Genomic DNA, 17,576 nt, shown 5'->3' with positions numbered 1-17,576 from the left:
GAACTCCTGAGGGTAAGGCTTGGGCACAGCGACATCCTCCCAGCTCACCATCACGGCAAGCCAACTCAGATGTCACCAATCCGTGCAGCAGACCCGATGACGGCGGTTCCTGCGCGTGTGACTGAAGGTCATCTTGCCGCAGCTACGCAGCGTATCGCGCAGAAGCACCCATTTGGGCGCGCCCTCAAAGGTTGATTATCAACCTTTGAGGTATCACACTCGGATACGAGTAAGACGATACGGCAACCTACAGGCACGACTGAAACGAGACCTAGCGAGGGCGGCATGTCGCATCAGATGTCCACGGCCAGCTCACAGGCACCTGAGGAGACCTCGGCTGCTCTGCCTCGGTCTTCGGCGGTAGTGAAGGCCTTCAGTCACGCGGCTGAAGTCACAGCTCGGCATCCGGTACTCGCTGCTGCGGCGAAGCTTGCCCTTGAGCACTGGATGCGAGCTGAAGCGCATCGGCTCGTTCACAACCTGCATGCGGACGACCGCATGATCGCTTCTGCGGCCAGGACGATCGCTGCGCGAGACGCTGGGTGCGCGGTGCTGATGGAGCAGATTGACGCTTGGGCGGCGACTTTGGTTGGTCCTCTCAGGACGTCGATGCTTCACTCAGAGTCGCTTGGTCAGCTCATCAGTCGGCTTTGCATTGCATGGACGCGGTGGCGGTTGCTCTCAATCGAAGGTCACCCGGCCGCGGTTCCAGGCGCTGAATCAGCGCTCGATCAGCTGACGGAGTTGTGCACCGCCTACGACGACCTGATCGCCGATCTGCGCGGCGGTCGACGGCACCTGCCGGTTCACCAGACGTCGACCGGTCTCTACGTGGCGGCGTGATCCATGGACGGGATGCGCGAGGTAGTCGGGGTGGTTGTTGCCGCCGACAGTCCGGCGGGGCGGCTTGTCAGTGCTCTCGATGACCTGGCGGCGCACTTGCCGCCCGCGGGGCGGCAGTGGGGATGCCCGTTGTGCCGCGTGGATTCGTGGCCGTGCCCCAAATTCCATGCTGCTGCCCAGCAGATCGTAGGAGCAAGGCTGCGGCTGGACGAGTTCGTGCCGTTCGACCTTCATCAACGGCTGTTCTCACAGGCCGAAACCCCGCGATCTCGGCAGGAGCCCAGGCTCGAAGCCTGGTTTGAGTAGGAGGTCCGTGATGGACGAGAACCTGACTGCGACCCTGACCACTGGTGTCTGGGAGCGCTTGGACTACCTGGATCGTTTGGCGCTTGAGGGGGACGATCTGTCTCGATCTGCGCTCGCCGAGACCGAGATCCTGCGACTGACGAGCGCGTGGCGGGCGCTGCTCAGCCAACACGCGCCCGATGAGCGAGGCCGTTGCCCGCAGTGTTCGGGGTGGCGCCGCCCTCGCCGCCACCCCTGCAGTGTCTGGACCACAGCCCACCAGTTGATTGCTGCTGACGGCCCGCCCGCAGCCGAACCCGGACGGCATGCCTCAGCCGCCGGTCGGTTGACCGTCGCCTCGCTGGTGGCTTCCTAAGCGGTCGAGGGAGCGCGGAGTTATCCCCTGGTTCCGCGCTCCCTCGACCTGCGTTCGGATGGTCGTGATTTTGCTGGAAGAGCCGTGATCGAGAGCAAATGCTGATCTTGTGGTGGATGACCTATCGGGCGTACCGAAATGAACGTGCGCTCTTCGTTGCGGACCAGTACGCAGCAGGGGCGAGGTTGTCGGAGATCGCCGTCTCGCTCGGCATGCCGGACACGCACATCGGCAGCGTCTATCCGCTGCTTGTCAGAGGTCGGTACCTCAGATGCCGGAATCGTCCAGAAGGGAGCGAATCTGATGGATGCCACTGTGGACTACACGCTCCAAGGCGACGCCGACTTGATTGAGCTCGTGCGAGCCGGAGTCATGGACGCGTTCGATCCTCTGTACGAGCGGCACGTTGCCGTTGCGACTCGGTATGCCCGCAGCCGCGTTTGGTGCGGCGCCGACGCCGATGCGCTCGTGTCCGAGGGCTTTGAGCGAGTGCTGGAAATCCTTCGTGCTGGAGGTGGTCCGAGGAACTCGTTTCGCCCGTACTTGCTGAAGACGATCGCTAACCGTGCTTGCACTAGGTGGCGTCAACAGGCGCGAGAGCTGCCGACCGAAGTCCCGCCGGTCGATCGCGTTGCACAGCAGCAGATGGGGATGGAGTCCTTTCAGGACTTTGCGCTGGAAAGGAGGTTGGATCGTGCTCTCGTCGTCCTGGCTTATGAGCAGCTTCCCAAGGCCTCCCAGGAGATTCTTTGGTACAGCGAAGTATTGGCCATGGCCCCAGCTGACATCGCGTCCAGGTTGAAGATCGGGAGCAATGCGGTTTCGCAGCGAGCCAGACGGGCGCGCAACGATCTTCGAACCGCCTTCCTTGCAGCTCATCTGCAGAAGGTACGGCCTCAGCCTGGCTGCAAGCAGACCGTGGACAAGCTGAGTAGTTGGACACGCAAGACGTTGTGCAACAGGGGAAAGAAGTCAGTCGAGCAACACTTCCTTCAGTGCCAAGCCTGCCGCGCGCTCGCTGATGAGCTGGCGATGGTTAACGAGTCGCTGCCAGGAGGACGTCCGCGTCCTGGCCGTAGGGGAACCGTGCTCAGAGCTGGCTGAGCTCCTCGAGCTAAGCCCTTGCTATGCAAGCTAAGCCGTCAAGCTGAAGTAGGGAGTCACCCTCGACCTCCGCTGCAATGGCGGCGCCTAGGCCTGCTGACGTGTCCGGCTTGTCGCATGGAGGTCGTTAAGGAGAGGCAAGAAATGATATCGAACCGCCTGTATCGATCGGTGTACGCCGAGACCCTTCGGGGACTCCAGAGTCAGGTGTCGACCGGTGAAATGGCCTTCGCAAACTTCATGGAAGTAAGCCGGAACACCGTCGTGAGCTGGCTTCAGGGGGACAAGATGCCCGGTCTAACCAGAAGCGTCAGGATCGCGCGGTTCTACGGCCGTGACCCGCAGGAGCTGCTGCTCGGGATCCACGCCGGCTCGATAGCCGATCCTCGGCTCGCTCGCATGGAGCTGCTACCCGAACATGATGTCCTGAAGGCGGTGCTTGCGCACGACTTGGCTGCATACCCGAGCCGAGGCGCCGCGTGGTGGACCTAGTGAGCAACGAGCCGTTCCGCAGAGTCAAGGGCCAGCAGGCCTGACTCGTAGATACACATTGCCCTAAAGCAATTAGAAAGGAAGCAGATGCCGAACGGCCAGTCGGTCACCCTCACGGCGCAACCAGTACGCAGGCTGACCAGCCAGGAGCGCACGACACTCATGGCTCAGCTGAAGGCACGTTATCAAAATGGCGCCAGCATCCGCGAGCTTGCTGCTGAGACTGAGTACTCCTACGGCACCATCCACAGGTTGCTCGGCCTCGCTGGCGTGACGTTCCGCGGACGTGGTGGAAGCCGTAAGCGGTCCGTGCCGGGAACATCCGTAGCTGCTCGGACGCTACGCCGACGGTGAAGAGCGGCGTTCATGCGCTAGGTGGCAAGCCGCCAAAACGGTTGCACTGGATGTGAGAGGCCGGTTTCGGCTGAGAGATTCGTCCCGAGTTCTGCGAGCCCTCGATCGCTCGCAGTTGTACGACCGTCCGGCGACGAGTCAGGAGGCTCGTTCACCGCCGTGGCGGTAGCGGTGGGTGGCCGTTAGCCACAACCGTTGCACATTAAGGAATCCCTGCGTTAACGCGCACAAGTTACGGAGGAACAGCAACATGTCGATTGCCACGATGCCCGAGGTGCTGGAGGAGAAGGACTTCCTGCTCGACCTGCAGGTCACCGAAGAAGTCGTGATCGGTGTCCCGGTGGCTTGCACCACCAACGACGGGTGCCCGCCCTCGTGCGCCTCCTCGTGCATCAGCAACGTCTGACCTGACCCGGAGGGCTGGCACGGGAGTCTCCCGTGCCAGCCCTCCCATCCAACGATGAACGAGGCTGGGGATGAACTCTTTCAAGCAGGCGGCGTACAGGAACTCTGGGGTGGCCCTGCTGCGGGCGGCGGTAGCGCCACTTAGTGATCTTCCGGATTGGTGGCCTGACCCGGCTGATCCGCAAGAGTGTCGGAGTTGGCTGCTTGCGGTATACGAGAAACCAGACCTTGCTGACGCGATCCGTCACGCGAGCTCAAGCCTCTCTGCTCACCTTGAGACCCTTCGGGCCGGCAGCACCGCTTTGCCGCCCAAGCAGCTGAGGAGCATCACTCTTTCGGTGGTGCGGTATCTGCTACGCCTCGTGGGGCGGCAGACACCGTTCGGCCTGTTCGCCGGGGTTGCTCCAGTGGCTGTCGGCGGTGCGGCAGTCGAATCGTGCTGGGGAACGGAACACCGCGCCTTCGCTCACGCAGAAGCGATGTGGCTGGCAGACGTCGTCAGCCAGCTGGAATCGTGCCGAGAAGTGCTGGCGCGACTCGATGTCGTATTTAGTGACCTGGCAACACCACGTGCTGGACGTGTCGAGATCCGAGTTGGTTCCAACCTTGTCACGGTGCAGGACACTCGTGCCGTGCAGGCGATACGTCGGGCTGCACGCACACCGGTGTCGGTGACTGGTCTGGTTGAGCTGTTCCCGCAGATCAGCACCGAGATCATCCTGGACATGATCGATTCCCTTGTGCGTCAAGGTTTCTTGATCACCGCACTTCGTGCGCCGTTGACCGTGGTCGATCCGCTCTCGCACGTCATTGATCGCCTTCGTGAGGCCGGGGTGGTGGAGATCCCGCTTGCTTCGTCGATCTTGACGCAGCTGGAGCTCACCAAGAAAGATCTAGACCTCCACAACGCCACTGAGATCGGCCGTGTGGAACAGCTTGCCGTCAGGTCTGCGTTGGTGGATCGCATGCGCGCGGTTTCGCGGGTCGGCCGCAGTCCGTTGGCGATCGACGTGCGCCTGGACGTGCAGATGAAACTGCCCGAACGTGTCGCGCGCGATGTGGAACATGCCGCGACTGCACTAGCGCGGCTGTCTGCTCAGCCCACAGGGGAACCGGCTTGGCGTGACTACTACCTCGCGTTCGTCGAACGATTCGGCACCGGCACCTTGATCCCGATTGCCGATGTCGTGAACCCGGATTCAGGCCTTGGCTTCCCACATAGCTATCCAGGCAGCGTGATGAGCACGCCGACTTCCATGCCGTCTGACCGTGAGCAGGTACTGCTAGCGCTGGTCTGGACGGCGTGGACTGATGGCAGCGACGAGGTAGTGCTCACGGAAGACACGCTCGATCAGCTGACCGTCGGCGACTTGACTACGCCGCGACGGATGCCACCACACGTCGAAGTTGCTGCACGCGTACACGCCGCCAGCGCTGAGGCGCTGAGGCGTGGTGACTACAGCCTGACGGTCGCACCCGCACGTGCGGCCGGCACGTTCACTTCCCGATTCACGACAATCGCAGAAGGTTCTTGCCTCGAGCAGGTCTACGCCGCGGTCCCGACCACCGCAGCCAAGGCACTGCCGGTCCAGCTGTCCTTCGCGCCTCTCTACTTCACTGGCGAGAATGCCTGCCGGACACCGGCCTACCTGCCGCACCTGCTTTCGCTGGGAGAGCATCGCGTTAACCTCTGCACGGCAGCAGGGGGCAACGGTCCCGAGGTTCTGGCGCTAGACGACATCGCGGTGACTGCAAGCCGTGATTGCCTGCACCTGGTCAGCCTTAGCCGCCAACAGGTGATCGAGCCGCAGGTGTTCCACGCGCTTGCTCTCGATAAGCAAGCGCCTCCACTAGCTCGATTCCTTGCGCACGTCGCGCGTGGCGTCGGCGTCGCATGGCACAAGTTCGACTGGGGACGGCCTGCCGAACGACTTCCTGTTCTGCCTCGTGTCCGGTACGGCCGCGCTGTGCTCAGTGCAGCTCGTTGGCGCCTTGACATCGCAGATGTCCCAGCTGGTCCCCGCAATGAACGCTGGACCAAGGAGCTCTCGCAGTGGCGACAGCGGTGGAGGTGCCCCGCCACGGTCGAGCTGAGAGATGATGACCGCTCCCTGCGCCTCACGCTCGATGAGCCGGCGCACGCAGAGATTCTGCACGACCACGTGGTGAAGAATGGTCACGCCATCCTCGGCGAAGTAGTCGCGCCCGATGCTCTTGGCTGGGCAGGCGGTCACGTCCATGAGATCGCCATCCCGTTGGCCAGTATTCGAACACCGGTATCGTCCCCGCTCGTAGCGCTTAGCCCCGTGCTAAGGACAAGTGATCACGGACAGATACCTGGCTCGGCGAACAGCACTTGGCTCTACGCCAAGCTCTTCACCCACCCAAGCCGTATGAATGAGATCATCACCGATCGGATTCCGCAGCTGCTGTCCGACATAGATTCGTCGCTGCGCTGGTGGTTTCTGCGCTACCGCGGTCTGCACGAGAACGACCACCTCCGCCTGCGTTTTGAGACGCCCGACAGCGGTACCCGAGCCCGCACAATGGCTGCACTCGGTGACTGGGCAGAGCGGTTGCGCGCCGAGAACCTTGTGGCGCGACTGAGCATCGACACCTATGTACCCGAGGTTGGTCGTTACGGGCAGGGGGGAGCGATGGACGCGGCCGAAAACCTGTTCATCGCTGACTCCGCGGCAGTCGCAGCCTATCTACGCCTCGCGGCCGAGTTTGCCATGAACCCCACCGTGATGGCGGTGGTCGGCATGGTGGACATCGTGGCCGGGTTCCTCGGCGACCTCGGCGCTGCGATGGACTGGTTGCGCGCATGTCCCGCACCTGCTGGGACACGGCCCGCTGACGGAGCTGCACTCGCCACAGCAACCGGGCTAGCCGCGAGGGATGCTTCAGACCGCTTCAGGTGGACTCCCCAACTCATTGAGACCTGGCGTGACCGCGCCGCTGCCCTGTCGGCTTACAAGGAGCGGCTACCCGCCGGAACAGATCTGGACGCCGTGCTGGAGTCATTGCTGCACATGCATCACAACCGTGTCATCGGAATCGACCGCGATGCGGAGAACGCACGGCGGCGTATGGCGTGGCAGGTCGCGTGCGCTTGGCACGCCAGGCAGCAGGCGACTGGCGCATGAACCTCGTCGACCTGCACACCCCGCCTCCTCCATCGTCTCCGGACTGGGGGCAATCGCTTGCGTCAGGTGCTGCCGGGATCACCCTCCTGCATCTAGAGCACGTCCACACCGGCACTGGACAGTGGAACACCGCGCGCACCTGGGTTCGCGCCATGACACAGCAGAAGGTCACCGCAAACCCAGACACAGCAGGGCTGTTCCACGGCGCTCCTGCTATCGCATTCACCCTGCACTCAGCCCGGCAACCCGCCTATGCTCAGTACTTGCGAACGCTGGACGACCACCTCACCGCTATCACCGTTCATCGCCTGCACGCGGCACATGACCGCATCGACCGCGGGCTACTCCCTCGACTACGAGAGTTCGACCTCATCAGCGGCCTCACTGGGCTAGGCGCCGTACTCCTGCACCTCAACAACCAGACTGACGTCCTGCAGGATGTTCTGGCATACCTTGTGCGCCTCACAGAACCGCTCACTGCCAATGGCGAACAGTTGCCCGGCTGGTGGAGCAGTGACGGCCCAACGGGACTCGCAAGCAGCGATTGGCCAGGGGGACACGCCAACCTCGGCATCGCTCACGGCATCAGCGGACCGCTTGCTCTTCTGGCAACTGCACACCGGCACGGTGTCACCGTGCCTGGCCAAACCGAGTCGATCGGTTACCTGCTCGACTGGCTCGATAAGTGGCGGGTTGGTGCTGGTCGAACCGCGTGGTGGCCAGGCATGATCTCCCGCGCTGAGTACCACGCCAAAGCGACGCAAGTGTCCGAGCCCCAACGTCCTTCGTGGTGCTACGGCACCCCTGGTCTTGCTCGCGCACAGCAGTTGGGAGCCATCGCGCTTGATGACCAGGCTCGGCAACGCGCAGCCGAGAGCGCGCTTGCCGGCTGTGTCACAGACCAACGGCAGCTCGCACTACTCAACGATGCCTCACTGTGTCACGGCTGGGCTGGACTAGTTCACGTCACGAGACGCGCAGCAGCCAACGCCTTCGACGACAGCCTTAGCGCTCTGCTGCAGGTCCTCGACGCACACCTGCAGACCTACCTGCGGCTCTACGGAACACCTGACGAACCAGGTCTACTCACGGGCGCTGCAGGCGTACTGCTGGCACAACACGCCTCGACAACCAATGCCGTGCCCGTCACCCAATGGGATGCCAGTTTGCTGCTTGCAGGCTGACTCCATCGGAGGAAGTCGATCTTAAGTGTCTCGAACCCGCTAACATCCGGCCTCTCGTACAGAAGGAAACAATGAACGACACGATCAATGTCACCCCTGAGTCGCTGCGTGCAGCGATGGTGGACCGCCTCACTCACGCCGGATACGCCCGCTCTTCCGCCGTGCAACATGTCCTGGGTACCGTTCCGCGCCACCTCTTTGTCACCCACGCACCCGTAAACGAGGCTTACGCCGATATCGCGGTGATCACCAAACGCGACGCCGACGGTACGCCGCTCAGCTGCGCCTCTGAACCCGTCGTGGTTGCCATGCAGCTCGATCAACTCGCGATCGAACCCGGCGACAGGATCTGCGAGATCGGTGCCGGAACCGGCTACAACGCGGGCAACCTCGCGGAATTGACCGGACCTGATGGCCACGTCACGACCGTCGACATCGATGCCGAAGTCACCGCCCAAGCTCGCAAGGCTCTCGATGCCAACGGCTACTCCCGCGTCGAGGTGCTCACCAGGGATGGCTCGCTCGGTGCACCGGAGAACGCGCCTTACGACCGAACTGTCGTAACGGTCGGCGCCTTTGACATTCCCGCTGAGTGGCGTGAGCAGCTCAAGCCCGGTGGTCGGCTTGTGGTGCCGCTGCGCTGGCGCGGACAGACGCGGAGCATTGCGTTCGTACGAGATGGCGACACACTGCGCTCGGACTCAGTGCATCTCTGCGGGTTCGTCCCCATGATCGGCCAGGACCACGAGGTCAACGGCAAGGTCGACGAGGCTGGGCACGTCGATCTCTACTGGGACTCTGACCAGAACATCAGCCTCGCCGGCCTGCAAGGTGTGCTCAGCCAGCCCAAGGTGCTTGCTTGGTCTGGTGTCATCGTCGGCGGCGAGGAGTCCTTTGACGGTATCTGGCTGCGGATGACCGCGACTGAGCCTGGAACCTGCCGAATCGCCGCGGACAAGACCGCTGTCGCGGAGGCGCTGTGCACGCCGATCATCCCCAGTCGTAGCCCGGCCTTGGTCGAAGGCGAGTCTTTGGCTTACCTCCACTACCGACGTAGTGAGGGAGGAGCGGAGCTCGGCGCGATCGGCCACGGCCCTGTAGCAGTGGAACTGGTAGAGCGGTTGTGCGACCAGATCCGCGCTTGGGGTGAGGACCGGACTGCCGAACCCGTCATCACTGTGCACCCAGCAGACACCCCGGACGAGAGGCTTGGCGTAGACCACGTCATCGCTAAGCGATGGAGCAAGCTGACGCTGGCTTACTGATCCGGGGTCGATCTCCAGCGCGTCGCCGTCTTAAGCGGTTTCGGTTCGTAGACAAGGTATTAGTGGGCCGTCGCCTGCCTAGCGACGGCCCACTACCACCTGCATTGCTCGGCCGCGTACGCCTGGGTCTCACGCTCGCGGTTGGTAAGTCGAACACATCTGGTTGCCGGGGGGACCGGTGAGGTTCGGTCGTGTAGTGACGTAGTAGGCGTTGACGACCTTGTGGGCTCCATCCCTGAAGAAGGGGCGGCTGCTGTACGGCGGGATGCAGGATGCGCCTGTGGTTCCTGTGCTCCAGTGGAACTTGATGAGGATGAAGCCGTCGCCGCAGTGAACGTAGCCGCCGGTCTGTTCGCCTTGTGGCGGGTTGAGCGGATAGAAGCCGCAGGGCCTCGGAGTGATCGCAGACGCGGTGTTGCTGCTGGTGTCGATCATGCCGACTGCTGTTGCGGCGAGGAGCATCCCGGCTGCAGTGACAGCCCGGGCGAGGTTGGCGTTCACGTGGTCTCCTTCGCTGAAGTGTTGACGCACTTCAGTCTTGGAGGGTCCACAGTGTACGAACAAGAGGTCTCCTGTATGCAGGTGAGCAAGAGACAGAAGACAATGACGCTGCGGTTGCGCGGACCCGGTCCGCGCATCGTCGGCTGAGTCGGCGATGACTTTGTTGACGAGACTTGAGCCCGTTTGTTGGCAACGGTGACCGCGTCGGTGGTGATCGGAAGCCGGTGTCGGTGAGTTTTGACCGCAGGGGGTTGCTGCGGTGGGAGCATGGTTGTGCTTCACTCAAGCGCGCTCGATCTCGTGGACTGTCTGCGTTACCTCATCTCGACGGATGGCAAGTCCACGTCGAAGCACCCTGGCCCTGTCGCCATCGCCCGCATCATCTCCCGTCTCAGGTAGGTCAGCCTCGAGTTCAACTGGGGCAGCGCCACCATTGGAGCCTTGGAAGTCGGCCACGTTGCAGTCGAAGCACCACCACATCGCGGTGTACCCGGCTGACGGCAAGCCGTGGCTGAAGGCGGGCCTCTCAGCTGGCCGGGTGAAAGCAGACATGTGGAAGCAGACCACCCGGCTGGTGATCGACACCAGGCAGGATGCGGCGCTGAGGCTGTATCTCATAAAGTCCGTCTGATCCAGGTGCTCGTCATCGCCTGTCTCGCCTGGCCACTACCGTCCAGGACACACCTTCGGACTGTCATTGATCCTCTGGATAGCACGTTTGTATGTCTCGGCACGTTTGTCGTCCACAGCCAGCTCCTCGGCCTTTTCATAGTCGACGAGTGCGACGTCCGAACGGCCCTGCCAGCATCTGACGAGGCCGAGCTCGCCGTACGCACCTGCCGCGACGGACCGGATCCAGGTTTTCCTCTTGTTCGCCTCGTAACTCCTCGTGACGTACTGCAGGTCTCTGATCGCCGGATCAGCCTCGCGGCCGTCGCCCAGCATCAGCTTGCACGTGTGAATGCGGCCGGTGCCGTACTTCGCCCGGGCATCCGCGTCATACAACCCGCCGCGCTGAACCATCGTCAGCACCTTGCGGTACTTCGCTTCAGCAGCGTCCAAATAGGACGAAGACTCCGGTGAACTCGTGCTCGAGCACGTCCCGTTCAGGGCAATGGCTCGTTGGTAGTCGATCTCGGCGAGTCCGAGGATGGCGCGGACGTAGTCCTCGTTGATCTTCAATGCCGCGTTGTACGACGCTTCCGCATCCGCCTGTCGATCGAGGCGGCCCAGGGCGTTGCCTGTCAGCACGTGAGCGAGCGTCTTGAGGTTGTCGGGAGCCTGTGAGTCCGCCAACGCCGTGGACAGGCTTTCTGTGACGGCGTTCCAGTTCTGGTTCGCATAGAACGCGATAGCCCGGAGCAGATTCAGGTAGGGCGCCAGCATCTCGGCGACCGACGCGTCTGCCTTGTTCTGGACCTCCAAGGCCGTTCCGATCGAGCCCTCGTCGAAGACCGGGTCGGCTGCGAGCTCCGCCGCCTCGTTCCATGTCCCAGGCGAACTGATGCTCAGCTCGATCTTGACGGTGAACCGCTGCGACTCCGGGATGAGGGTCGCGGACACGACGACGTCCGCTTCCAGGGTCTCCTTGACCTCCGCCAGGTACGTCGCACGTTCACGTTCGCCGTCATGCTCCTGCACGGCCTGATCGCACAGTCTGCCCACCCCGACATTCGGTCCTTGGTCACGGTAAGCGGCGCTGACCTGTTCAAAGAGAAGCCCGTTGACGCGCTCAGCGACCTTCTCCTGATCGTCGGACAAAGTCCGATCTTCTCGCCGAACCGCGACGTTCGCCACCGCCACCCGGTACGCACCAGGGATTTCCATCTCTCCCTGAAGAGAACAGTGGAGTTTTGACTGAACACTCAGAAAATCAGCCCAGATACCCAGTGCGCCGGTCAGGAGGACGAAGGCGACCACGATGATCGACCAACGCCCCAGGGTGTCGTCCCAGATTCGCCTGAAGCGCGCGTTGAGTCCTGTTTGCCCAGCTGGGGCGGGTCCACCAGGAGAGCTGGATCCGGTTGAGATATTCCCCTCCTCATCGAAAGAAGCTGAACAGCTGCCTGCGATTCGTTTTTTTGATCAACCTCGCGAAATGCCTGCGAACCAGCTTCTCACAACACTGCCAGGCTCTCGCTCAACCCCGCCCACGCTTTCCCGATTACGCCTGCTAACGTCTCGGCTTCCCTTGCGGCGAGGCTGAGGTGAAAGTTGTGGGACGACAAACAAATATTACGCTGGTCGCCATAATCGGCGCGCTCGCATTGGGTGTTCCTTTGGTGATCATGACGGGGTCGGACTCGACGGACGACCGCAGGACCGCCTCGCCGACATCGCCGACGATCCCTACCCGCGCCACGACCAACGGTCCGTCCCACACGGCGCTGCCGTCGTCGTCAATGGCGCCCGCGCCGACCGGCCCGAGCCTGAAGCCGGTTCCGAAGATCGTGTCGTCGAGCGCGCTCTGGCACATCAGCGACTACTGGCCCAAGGTCGCCCTGGGCCCGGGCAGCCCGTCTCAGACCCTGCAGACGGGCCAGCCGAGCGGGCCGTCACGAACCAGTGATGTGGCCGAGTCGAGCGGACGGGCCGAGACGTCCTCGGCCTCGCCCTCCGCAGGCGGGCCCTATGTAAGTCCGCTAAGCCGCACCGATCCCGTCCCTGCCGGCCTTGCAGCCCAGCTGTCGTACTTCCAGGGCGGTGGCAACCTGTGCTTCCTCGGACTCACCGACCTCACGGCCGTGGTGCGCTACCGCCCCGACCTCCCGTACATGGCCGCGCCGGACACGGTGAACGTGTGCATCTACGGCTACGCATCGACCGGTGACGTCCGCTTCGAGGTGCGCGACCCGTCCGGGAACCTCGTCGAGACCCACCACCTCAGCCCACAGGACCTCGATCAGAGCGAGGTCCTGACGTTCAGGCGACTGCACTCCGACCCGATGGGTATCTACGAGCTGAAGGTGATCCAGGGCGACCGGACGACGAGCACCGCGATCGACGTGCGCCCCGCTCCCAGCCCGCAGTTCATCGGAATCTTCGACCACCCGACCGGGGTACCGCTTGACGGCATGGGCACTGCGGTCGTCGCCGGAGACAAGGTCCGCGTCGCGGTAGGCGGCTTCCAGCCCAACACAACTGTCCTGTTGCACATCTACAGCAACCCGGATTGGAACGACGACTACACCGATGTGGTCGTCGACTACCTCACGTCGGTCCCTGTCACGGTTGATTCGAAGGGTGGCGGTGTGTGGGAGTTGCAGACCGCAGCGACCGATGACCGAGACGTCTACGTGCTGCACAGTGAGCTTGTGACCCGGCGGATGTTCCCGGCCCCGGACTCGCCGGAGGCCCCGTCGGCCCGCTGGGAGGTCAGGTTGCTGGTGGTGGACGAGATCGTCGATTAGGTGTTTTGACCTGAGAGGTTCGGGACGGGTGGCTGGCCCTTGAGCGCGGCGTAACTGAGGACGACATCGAACCAGTCGATGGAGTCGGCGACGGTGCCGATCTGCGAGACACGAGCGTGCTGGTCAACGAGCTGGTCGAGGCCGTCGACGACAAAGTCTTGACTAAGACCATCGCCCGTTACGGACGAGTCGATCTTCTCTGCGTCGACGAACTCGGCTACATGGAACTTGATCGCCACGGCGCCGAACTCCTGTTCCAGTCCTGACCGAGCGAGAAGAGGGGAACCCCGTCGCGATCACCGCCAACGAGTCGTTCGTCGGCTGGACCAAGACCTTCACCGACCGATGGCTCTGTGTCGCCATCGTCGACCGACTCACCTTCGGCGGCAACATCATCGAGACCGGTTCAGACTCCTGCAGGCTCGCACAGACCCGCGCCCGCACCATCCGAAGATCGACAAAGGTGGCCAAACTCGTCGACATTGATCATGCGCTTGATCCACAACTGCGGTCAGAACTGACCGACAGCCGCGGTCGGTTCTGACCTTCATAGCCATCGGCGATCACTGGGACGGCTAAGGTATTTCCTTAAGACTCTTGATCACTTGCTGGCGAAGCTGTGTGGCGTTGGGCTCGGTGTTGCCGTTGAGCAGCTCTGCTGCGGCAGACCAGGCTCTATGGGCAGCGCGTTGATTGCCGCAGTCAGCTTGGAGGTCGCCGATGCGCCTGAAGATGTGGGCCTGGCTCCAGGTGTCCCCAACGTTGCGGAACGTGGTGAGAGCGTCGTCGAGATGTCGCAGCGCGAGCTTGTGATCACCGGTTGACTCCGCAAGTCCCGCAAGAAGGTTGGACGCGCAGCCGGATGACACGAAGTCCTCTGTGTCGTCGAGAGTTTGCCGAACGACGGTGAGCAGATCGCGTGCCTCAGTGACGTCACCGAGCACGGCGCGGGTCATTGCGAGGTGCGCGGTTGCGACAGCATGCTCCCAGAGGTCGCCGGCTCCGATGCTGATCTGGCGAGCGGTCTCGCAGTGCGTGGTGGCGCTGTCGTAGTCGCCCAGTTGGCAGTAGGCACGTCCGAGGCCGACATGGCCGACCGCGATACCGCTGTAGTCGTCGAGCTCAGCTCGGATTTCCATGGCCTGCCGATACAGGCTTAGCGAGGACGTCGCCTGTCCTGCATCGATCCCAGCGTCAGCCAGTGTCTCGAGTAGCCATGCCTCAGCGTCCCGGTGATGTCCTTGTCGTGCCATTGCGAGCGCATCCCGCACCGCAGGAACCCACCACGACCAAGCCCTGCGATGGAAGATCATCTCGTTGATGACGACCGGCAGGTACGCCACGGTGGTGATGTTCCACTGCGCACCGCAGTGGACGAGTCGAACGAGTAGCTGCAGCTCGTCTTCGAACCAGCAGATTGCGTCGCGGCGGTGTCGGAATGTCAACGTTGTCAACTTGTGGTCAGGCAGGTCGAGAGGACGTCGAGGACGCGAGGGCCAGAGGAGTGCGGTCGCTGCGGCTCCGGTGCTCAGGTAGGAGTAGATGAGCCGCTGAAGCGCGGCGACGTTGATCTCCTGCGAGTTGCGTTCGAGGGCGAGTTCCTTGGCATAGGAGTGGACGAGATCGTGCATCACGAACTGGTCCTGTGGAGTGAGTTCGACCAGGTGCACGCTGGCAAGGGCCGACAGGTGTCCCAACGCGTACTCGGGCTGGAGCTCGGCCAGCGCTGAGGCTGCTTCGATGCGAATCGGACCTCCGGGATGCAGCCCGAGGAACCGAAATGTGGCGGCCATCTTGGTGGGCAGTGCATCGTGGGAGTAGGACAGGACCGTCCTCACCGCCGAGTCGTCGACAGCAAGTACATCGAGCGGCTGGCGCCGACTGAGTTCGTCAGCTAGTGCTCGCAGCGACTTGTGCGGCCACAAGGACGCGCGTTCCGCAGCGATGCGGAGGGCGAGCGGCAGGCGTCCGGCGCGTTCAGCGATGGCCCGGGCGGCGTCAGGGTCGGTGTCGAGCCGTGGTCCGACCACTGATCGCAGCAGCTCGTGTGCCTCGGTGCAGGTCATAGGGTGCACGGTGATGCGGACCGCACCCTCGCGCACGACCGCACTGGACAGGCGGTTTCTGCTGGTGATCAGGGCGAGCGAGGTCGGGGATCCAGGCAGGAGCGGACGGATCTGCTCGGCGTCCGCCGCGTTGTCCAGCACCACAAGCGTGCAGGTGCCCTCCAAGAGTGTCCGGAACAGGGCCGCCCGTCCGTCGAGGCCGCTGGGTATCTCCGGGGGAGTGGCGCCGAGTGCGAGCAGGAACGCGCCGAGCACCACCGCGGGGTCTGCGGGCGGGTCAGCGGCGTAGCCGCGCAGGTCGGTGAACAGCACTCCATCCGGAAAGTTCTCGGCGATCTCGTGAGCCCAGGTGATCGCGAACCCGGTCTTACCCACGCCGGCTGGACCGTCCAGAGCGATCGCTCCGTGATGCACGTCCAGGGCGGCTCGCGCGCGTTCGAGTACGTCAGGACGAGGCACGAAACCCCGTACCCCAGCAGGTAGCTGAGCGGGGCGAGGGCGGTCCCGTGTTGTCCGAGCGCGGGGGATCTGCACAGCCAGCTTCGCCAGCTGGCCTTCGGCTCCGAGTGCCTTGTCGATCGCCGCCGCGATCTCCGGGCTGGGCACGCTGCGGTCGTGCTCAAGGTTGCTGAGGTAGCCCCGGCTCACATTGGACTCTTCGTACAGTGTGGCCAGGGACTTCTTCTGCGCCGTGCGCAAGGCGCGCATTCGCTGCCCGAACGTCTCTGCGTTCGTTTGGGTATGTCCACTCTGGAGTGATTCGGTCGTTTGGATAGGTGTCTTCTGCTGTCTCTTGTTCAACGGAATACAGCTCCCCCCTAGCGTTCCCCCCTTGAACCTGCCAACACTGAAAGTGGTCAACCGACCACGTGCAGTAGGAACAGCAGGTCCGAGGAGGTGAGGGTATGCACACGACAAGTTGCCTCGTCATGTATTCCAGGCAACCAGGCGTAGGAAGTCACCCCGTTGAGCGACGACTTTCGTTGAAGATCAGAAACGCGTTCGGCTTTCACGCTCTCGACGGGAGGAGCGATGGCGGACTGGTCGACCTACGGAGTGCTCGGCCTCGTATCGGGCCCTGCGTTGATTGCTCTCGGCGGATCGATGGCGCGGTGCGCGCCGCTGTCATGGGGACGTGTGTCCAGAAGCGACTTGCCGGCGATGCTCGCTTCCGGCGCGCTGTTGAGCATCACCCTGGTTCAGGTCGCCGAGCGACGCCCGGAGTCCGCGGGCGCGGTGGTGTGGCTCGTGATCGTCGGCCTGCTGCTCGCCTTGATCGATTGGATTGGCCACCGGCTGCCGCATCGCATTGTCGGAGTCTTGTTGAGCGGTGGCCTGGTCCAGTTCGGTCTCTCCGGGCTCGTTCAGCGCAACGCCGAGCCGCTGCTTCGCGCAAGTGTCGCCGCGGTCGCGGTGTTCGCGATTGGCCTGGTGATCTACATGAGGTCCTCGGGACTGGGCGGTGGAGATGTGACGCTTTCGACAACGATGGCGTTCTTTCTCGGCTGGTTCAGCTGGCGCCATGTCGTCCTCGGTTTGATTCTGGCCCTCGTGTTGGCTGCGCTCGCTTGTCTCGCGCTGTCGGCTCTGAGAGGTGTTCAGCGCAGGCAGCCGATCGCATTGGGACCGGCTCTGGTCTTCGGATCGGTCTGCGTGATCTTGCAGGCCTGACGGAGGCCGGCTGATGTGCCTGCCGATGCCGGAAGAGAACCCCGTGATCGCCTACGAGGCGCCACGAGCGCTGCACCGCGCCGCCGCAACGTTCACCTTCATCGTTCTACTTGCTGTGTCCGACTACTTGCGCCCGGAAGTCAACTTCACTCCGGGTGTGCCCGTCGGGGTGGACCTTGTGCCCCCACACAGGTCCACTTCGGCACCTACGTTCACTACTCCGGTTTGGAGGCCTCGATGAGTAGGGCCGTACGTCTTGTCGCCCTGGGAACCGCTGTGTCGCTCCTCGGAGCATGTAGCCCGCGTCCCGGCGGCGAGGCGAAGCAGACCTCGACGGCTCCGCCGCCTGCTTCTACGACAGCACTCACTCCTGACGTAGCGAAGGAAAAGGCCCTCTCTGCTTACCGGGCCATGTGGGCTGACTTCGTCGCAGCAGGGGCCACATCCGACTGGCGTGCGTCTCGCCTCGGC

General features: G+C 63.2%; 15 protein-coding genes and 1 pseudogene. 12 read left to right on the top strand and 4 right to left on the bottom strand.

The features are described 5' to 3' along the window. The first annotated feature begins 285 nt into the window (after nt 1–285). The 8 genes from ACIRG5_RS38905 (at nt 286) to fxlM (ending at nt 9,457) form a co-directional block, all read left to right on the top strand. A complete protein-coding gene (locus tag ACIRG5_RS38905) occupies nt 286–843 on the top strand; it encodes a DUF4254 domain-containing protein (RefSeq protein WP_402914568.1) in 558 nt (185 codons plus the stop codon). Between the two features lie 799 nt (nt 844–1,642). After that, nucleotides 1,643–2,608: an RNA polymerase sigma factor gene (locus ACIRG5_RS38900; protein ID WP_402914566.1), complete on the top strand. Its 966-nt coding sequence runs from the start codon at nt 1,643–1,645 to the stop codon at nt 2,606–2,608. A gap of 117 nt (nt 2,609–2,725) precedes the next feature. Then, nucleotides 2,726–3,100, top strand: coding sequence for a hypothetical protein (locus tag ACIRG5_RS38895; protein ID WP_402914563.1), 375 nt, complete (start codon nt 2,726–2,728; stop codon nt 3,098–3,100). Between the two features lie 87 nt (nt 3,101–3,187). After that, the gene (locus tag ACIRG5_RS38890; RefSeq protein ID WP_402914561.1) at nt 3,188–3,454 is read left to right on the top strand and encodes a helix-turn-helix domain-containing protein; all 267 of its coding nucleotides are present in this window, start codon (nt 3,188–3,190) and stop codon (nt 3,452–3,454) included. A gap of 250 nt (nt 3,455–3,704) precedes the next feature. Then, nucleotides 3,705–3,860: an FxLD family lanthipeptide gene (locus tag ACIRG5_RS38885; protein WP_402914559.1), complete on the top strand. Its 156-nt coding sequence runs from the start codon at nt 3,705–3,707 to the stop codon at nt 3,858–3,860. A 70-nt stretch (nt 3,861–3,930) separates the two neighbouring features. Next, nucleotides 3,931–7,008, top strand: coding sequence for a lantibiotic dehydratase (locus ACIRG5_RS38880; RefSeq protein WP_402914556.1), 3,078 nt, complete (start codon nt 3,931–3,933; stop codon nt 7,006–7,008). Beyond that, nucleotides 7,005–8,192, top strand: a complete 1,188-nt coding sequence (locus ACIRG5_RS38875; protein ID WP_402914554.1) for a lanthionine synthetase C family protein — start codon at nt 7,005–7,007, stop codon at nt 8,190–8,192. The genes ACIRG5_RS38880 and ACIRG5_RS38875 overlap by 4 nt, the downstream gene beginning before the upstream one ends. 71 nt (nt 8,193–8,263) lie before the next feature. After that, nucleotides 8,264–9,457 (top strand): methyltransferase, FxLD system, encoded by a 1,194-nt coding sequence (gene fxlM / locus ACIRG5_RS38870; protein ID WP_402914551.1) that lies wholly within the window; start codon nt 8,264–8,266, stop codon nt 9,455–9,457. 129 nt (nt 9,458–9,586) lie between these two features. Here fxlM and ACIRG5_RS38865 read toward each other — a convergent pair whose 3' ends face one another. Continuing rightward, complete coding sequence (locus tag ACIRG5_RS38865; RefSeq protein ID WP_402914548.1) at nt 9,587–9,958, bottom strand: DUF6355 family natural product biosynthesis protein; 372 nt, start codon at nt 9,956–9,958, stop codon at nt 9,587–9,589. Nucleotides 9,959–10,391: 433 nt separating this feature from the next. Between ACIRG5_RS38865 and ACIRG5_RS38860 the strand changes: the two genes are divergently transcribed. Next, entirely contained in the window at nt 10,392–10,589 is a 198-nt protein-coding gene (locus ACIRG5_RS38860; RefSeq protein WP_402914546.1) for a hypothetical protein, read from the top strand. A 35-nt stretch (nt 10,590–10,624) separates the two neighbouring features. Here the strand turns inward: ACIRG5_RS38860 and ACIRG5_RS38855 are convergent, their stop codons facing one another. After that, on the bottom strand, nt 10,625–11,878 hold the full coding sequence (locus tag ACIRG5_RS38855; protein ID WP_402914544.1) for a hypothetical protein: 1,254 nt from the start codon (nt 11,876–11,878) through the stop codon (nt 10,625–10,627). A gap of 368 nt (nt 11,879–12,246) precedes the next feature. Between ACIRG5_RS38855 and ACIRG5_RS38850 the strand changes: the two genes are divergently transcribed. Beyond that, a complete protein-coding gene (locus tag ACIRG5_RS38850) occupies nt 12,247–13,368 on the top strand; it encodes a hypothetical protein (RefSeq protein WP_402914542.1) in 1,122 nt (373 codons plus the stop codon). Here ACIRG5_RS38850 and ACIRG5_RS38845 read toward each other — a convergent pair. Further along, a complete protein-coding gene (locus tag ACIRG5_RS38845) occupies nt 13,365–13,607 on the bottom strand; it encodes a hypothetical protein (RefSeq protein WP_402914590.1) in 243 nt (80 codons plus the stop codon). The genes ACIRG5_RS38850 and ACIRG5_RS38845 overlap by 4 nt on opposite strands. Between ACIRG5_RS38845 and ACIRG5_RS38840 the strand changes: the two are divergent. Next, nucleotides 13,527–13,912 (top strand): annotated as a pseudogene (locus tag ACIRG5_RS38840) (ATP-binding protein). The gene ACIRG5_RS38845 and the pseudogene ACIRG5_RS38840 sit on opposite strands and share 81 nt — an antisense overlap. 31 nt (nt 13,913–13,943) lie before the next feature. Here the strand turns inward: ACIRG5_RS38840 and ACIRG5_RS38835 are convergent. Beyond that, on the bottom strand, nt 13,944–16,142 hold the full coding sequence (locus ACIRG5_RS38835) for a helix-turn-helix domain-containing protein (protein ID WP_402914540.1): 2,199 nt from the start codon (nt 16,140–16,142) through the stop codon (nt 13,944–13,946). A gap of 324 nt (nt 16,143–16,466) precedes the next feature. On the opposite strand from ACIRG5_RS38835, the gene ACIRG5_RS38830 reads away from it, so the two are divergent. Then, nucleotides 16,467–17,105 carry a prepilin peptidase gene (locus tag ACIRG5_RS38830; protein WP_402914537.1) on the top strand — a complete coding sequence of 213 codons (639 nt, stop codon included), beginning with the start codon at nt 16,467–16,469 and terminating at the stop codon, nt 17,103–17,105. Nucleotides 17,106–17,576 lie beyond the last annotated feature (471 nt).

Origin of the sequence: Lentzea sp. NPDC102401, assembly GCF_044765805.1 — a bacterium.
GTDB classification, from domain to species: Bacteria; Actinomycetota; Actinomycetes; order Mycobacteriales; family Pseudonocardiaceae; genus Lentzea; species Lentzea sokolovensis.
This window is presented reverse-complemented; position numbering and strand designations above follow the sequence as displayed.

Coding starts and splice junctions, on each gene's coding strand:
- ACIRG5_RS38850 (WP_402914542.1), top strand. CDS start 12,247: ATGACGGGGTCGGACTCGACGGACGACCGCAGGACCGCCTCGCCGACA.
- ACIRG5_RS38905 (WP_402914568.1), top strand. CDS start 286: ATGTCGCATCAGATGTCCACGGCCAGCTCACAGGCACCTGAGGAGACC.
- ACIRG5_RS38895 (WP_402914563.1), top strand. CDS start 2,726: ATGGAGGTCGTTAAGGAGAGGCAAGAAATGATATCGAACCGCCTGTAT.
- ACIRG5_RS38885 (WP_402914559.1), top strand. CDS start 3,705: ATGTCGATTGCCACGATGCCCGAGGTGCTGGAGGAGAAGGACTTCCTG.
- fxlM (WP_402914551.1), top strand. CDS start 8,264: ATGAACGACACGATCAATGTCACCCCTGAGTCGCTGCGTGCAGCGATG.
- ACIRG5_RS38830 (WP_402914537.1), top strand. CDS start 16,467: ATGGCGGACTGGTCGACCTACGGAGTGCTCGGCCTCGTATCGGGCCCT.
- ACIRG5_RS38900 (WP_402914566.1), top strand. CDS start 1,643: ATGAACGTGCGCTCTTCGTTGCGGACCAGTACGCAGCAGGGGCGAGGT.
- ACIRG5_RS38835 (WP_402914540.1), bottom strand. CDS start 16,142: ATGCGCGCCTTGCGCACGGCGCAGAAGAAGTCCCTGGCCACACTGTAC.
- ACIRG5_RS38880 (WP_402914556.1), top strand. CDS start 3,931: ATGAACTCTTTCAAGCAGGCGGCGTACAGGAACTCTGGGGTGGCCCTG.
- ACIRG5_RS38890 (WP_402914561.1), top strand. CDS start 3,188: ATGCCGAACGGCCAGTCGGTCACCCTCACGGCGCAACCAGTACGCAGG.
- ACIRG5_RS38875 (WP_402914554.1), top strand. CDS start 7,005: ATGAACCTCGTCGACCTGCACACCCCGCCTCCTCCATCGTCTCCGGAC.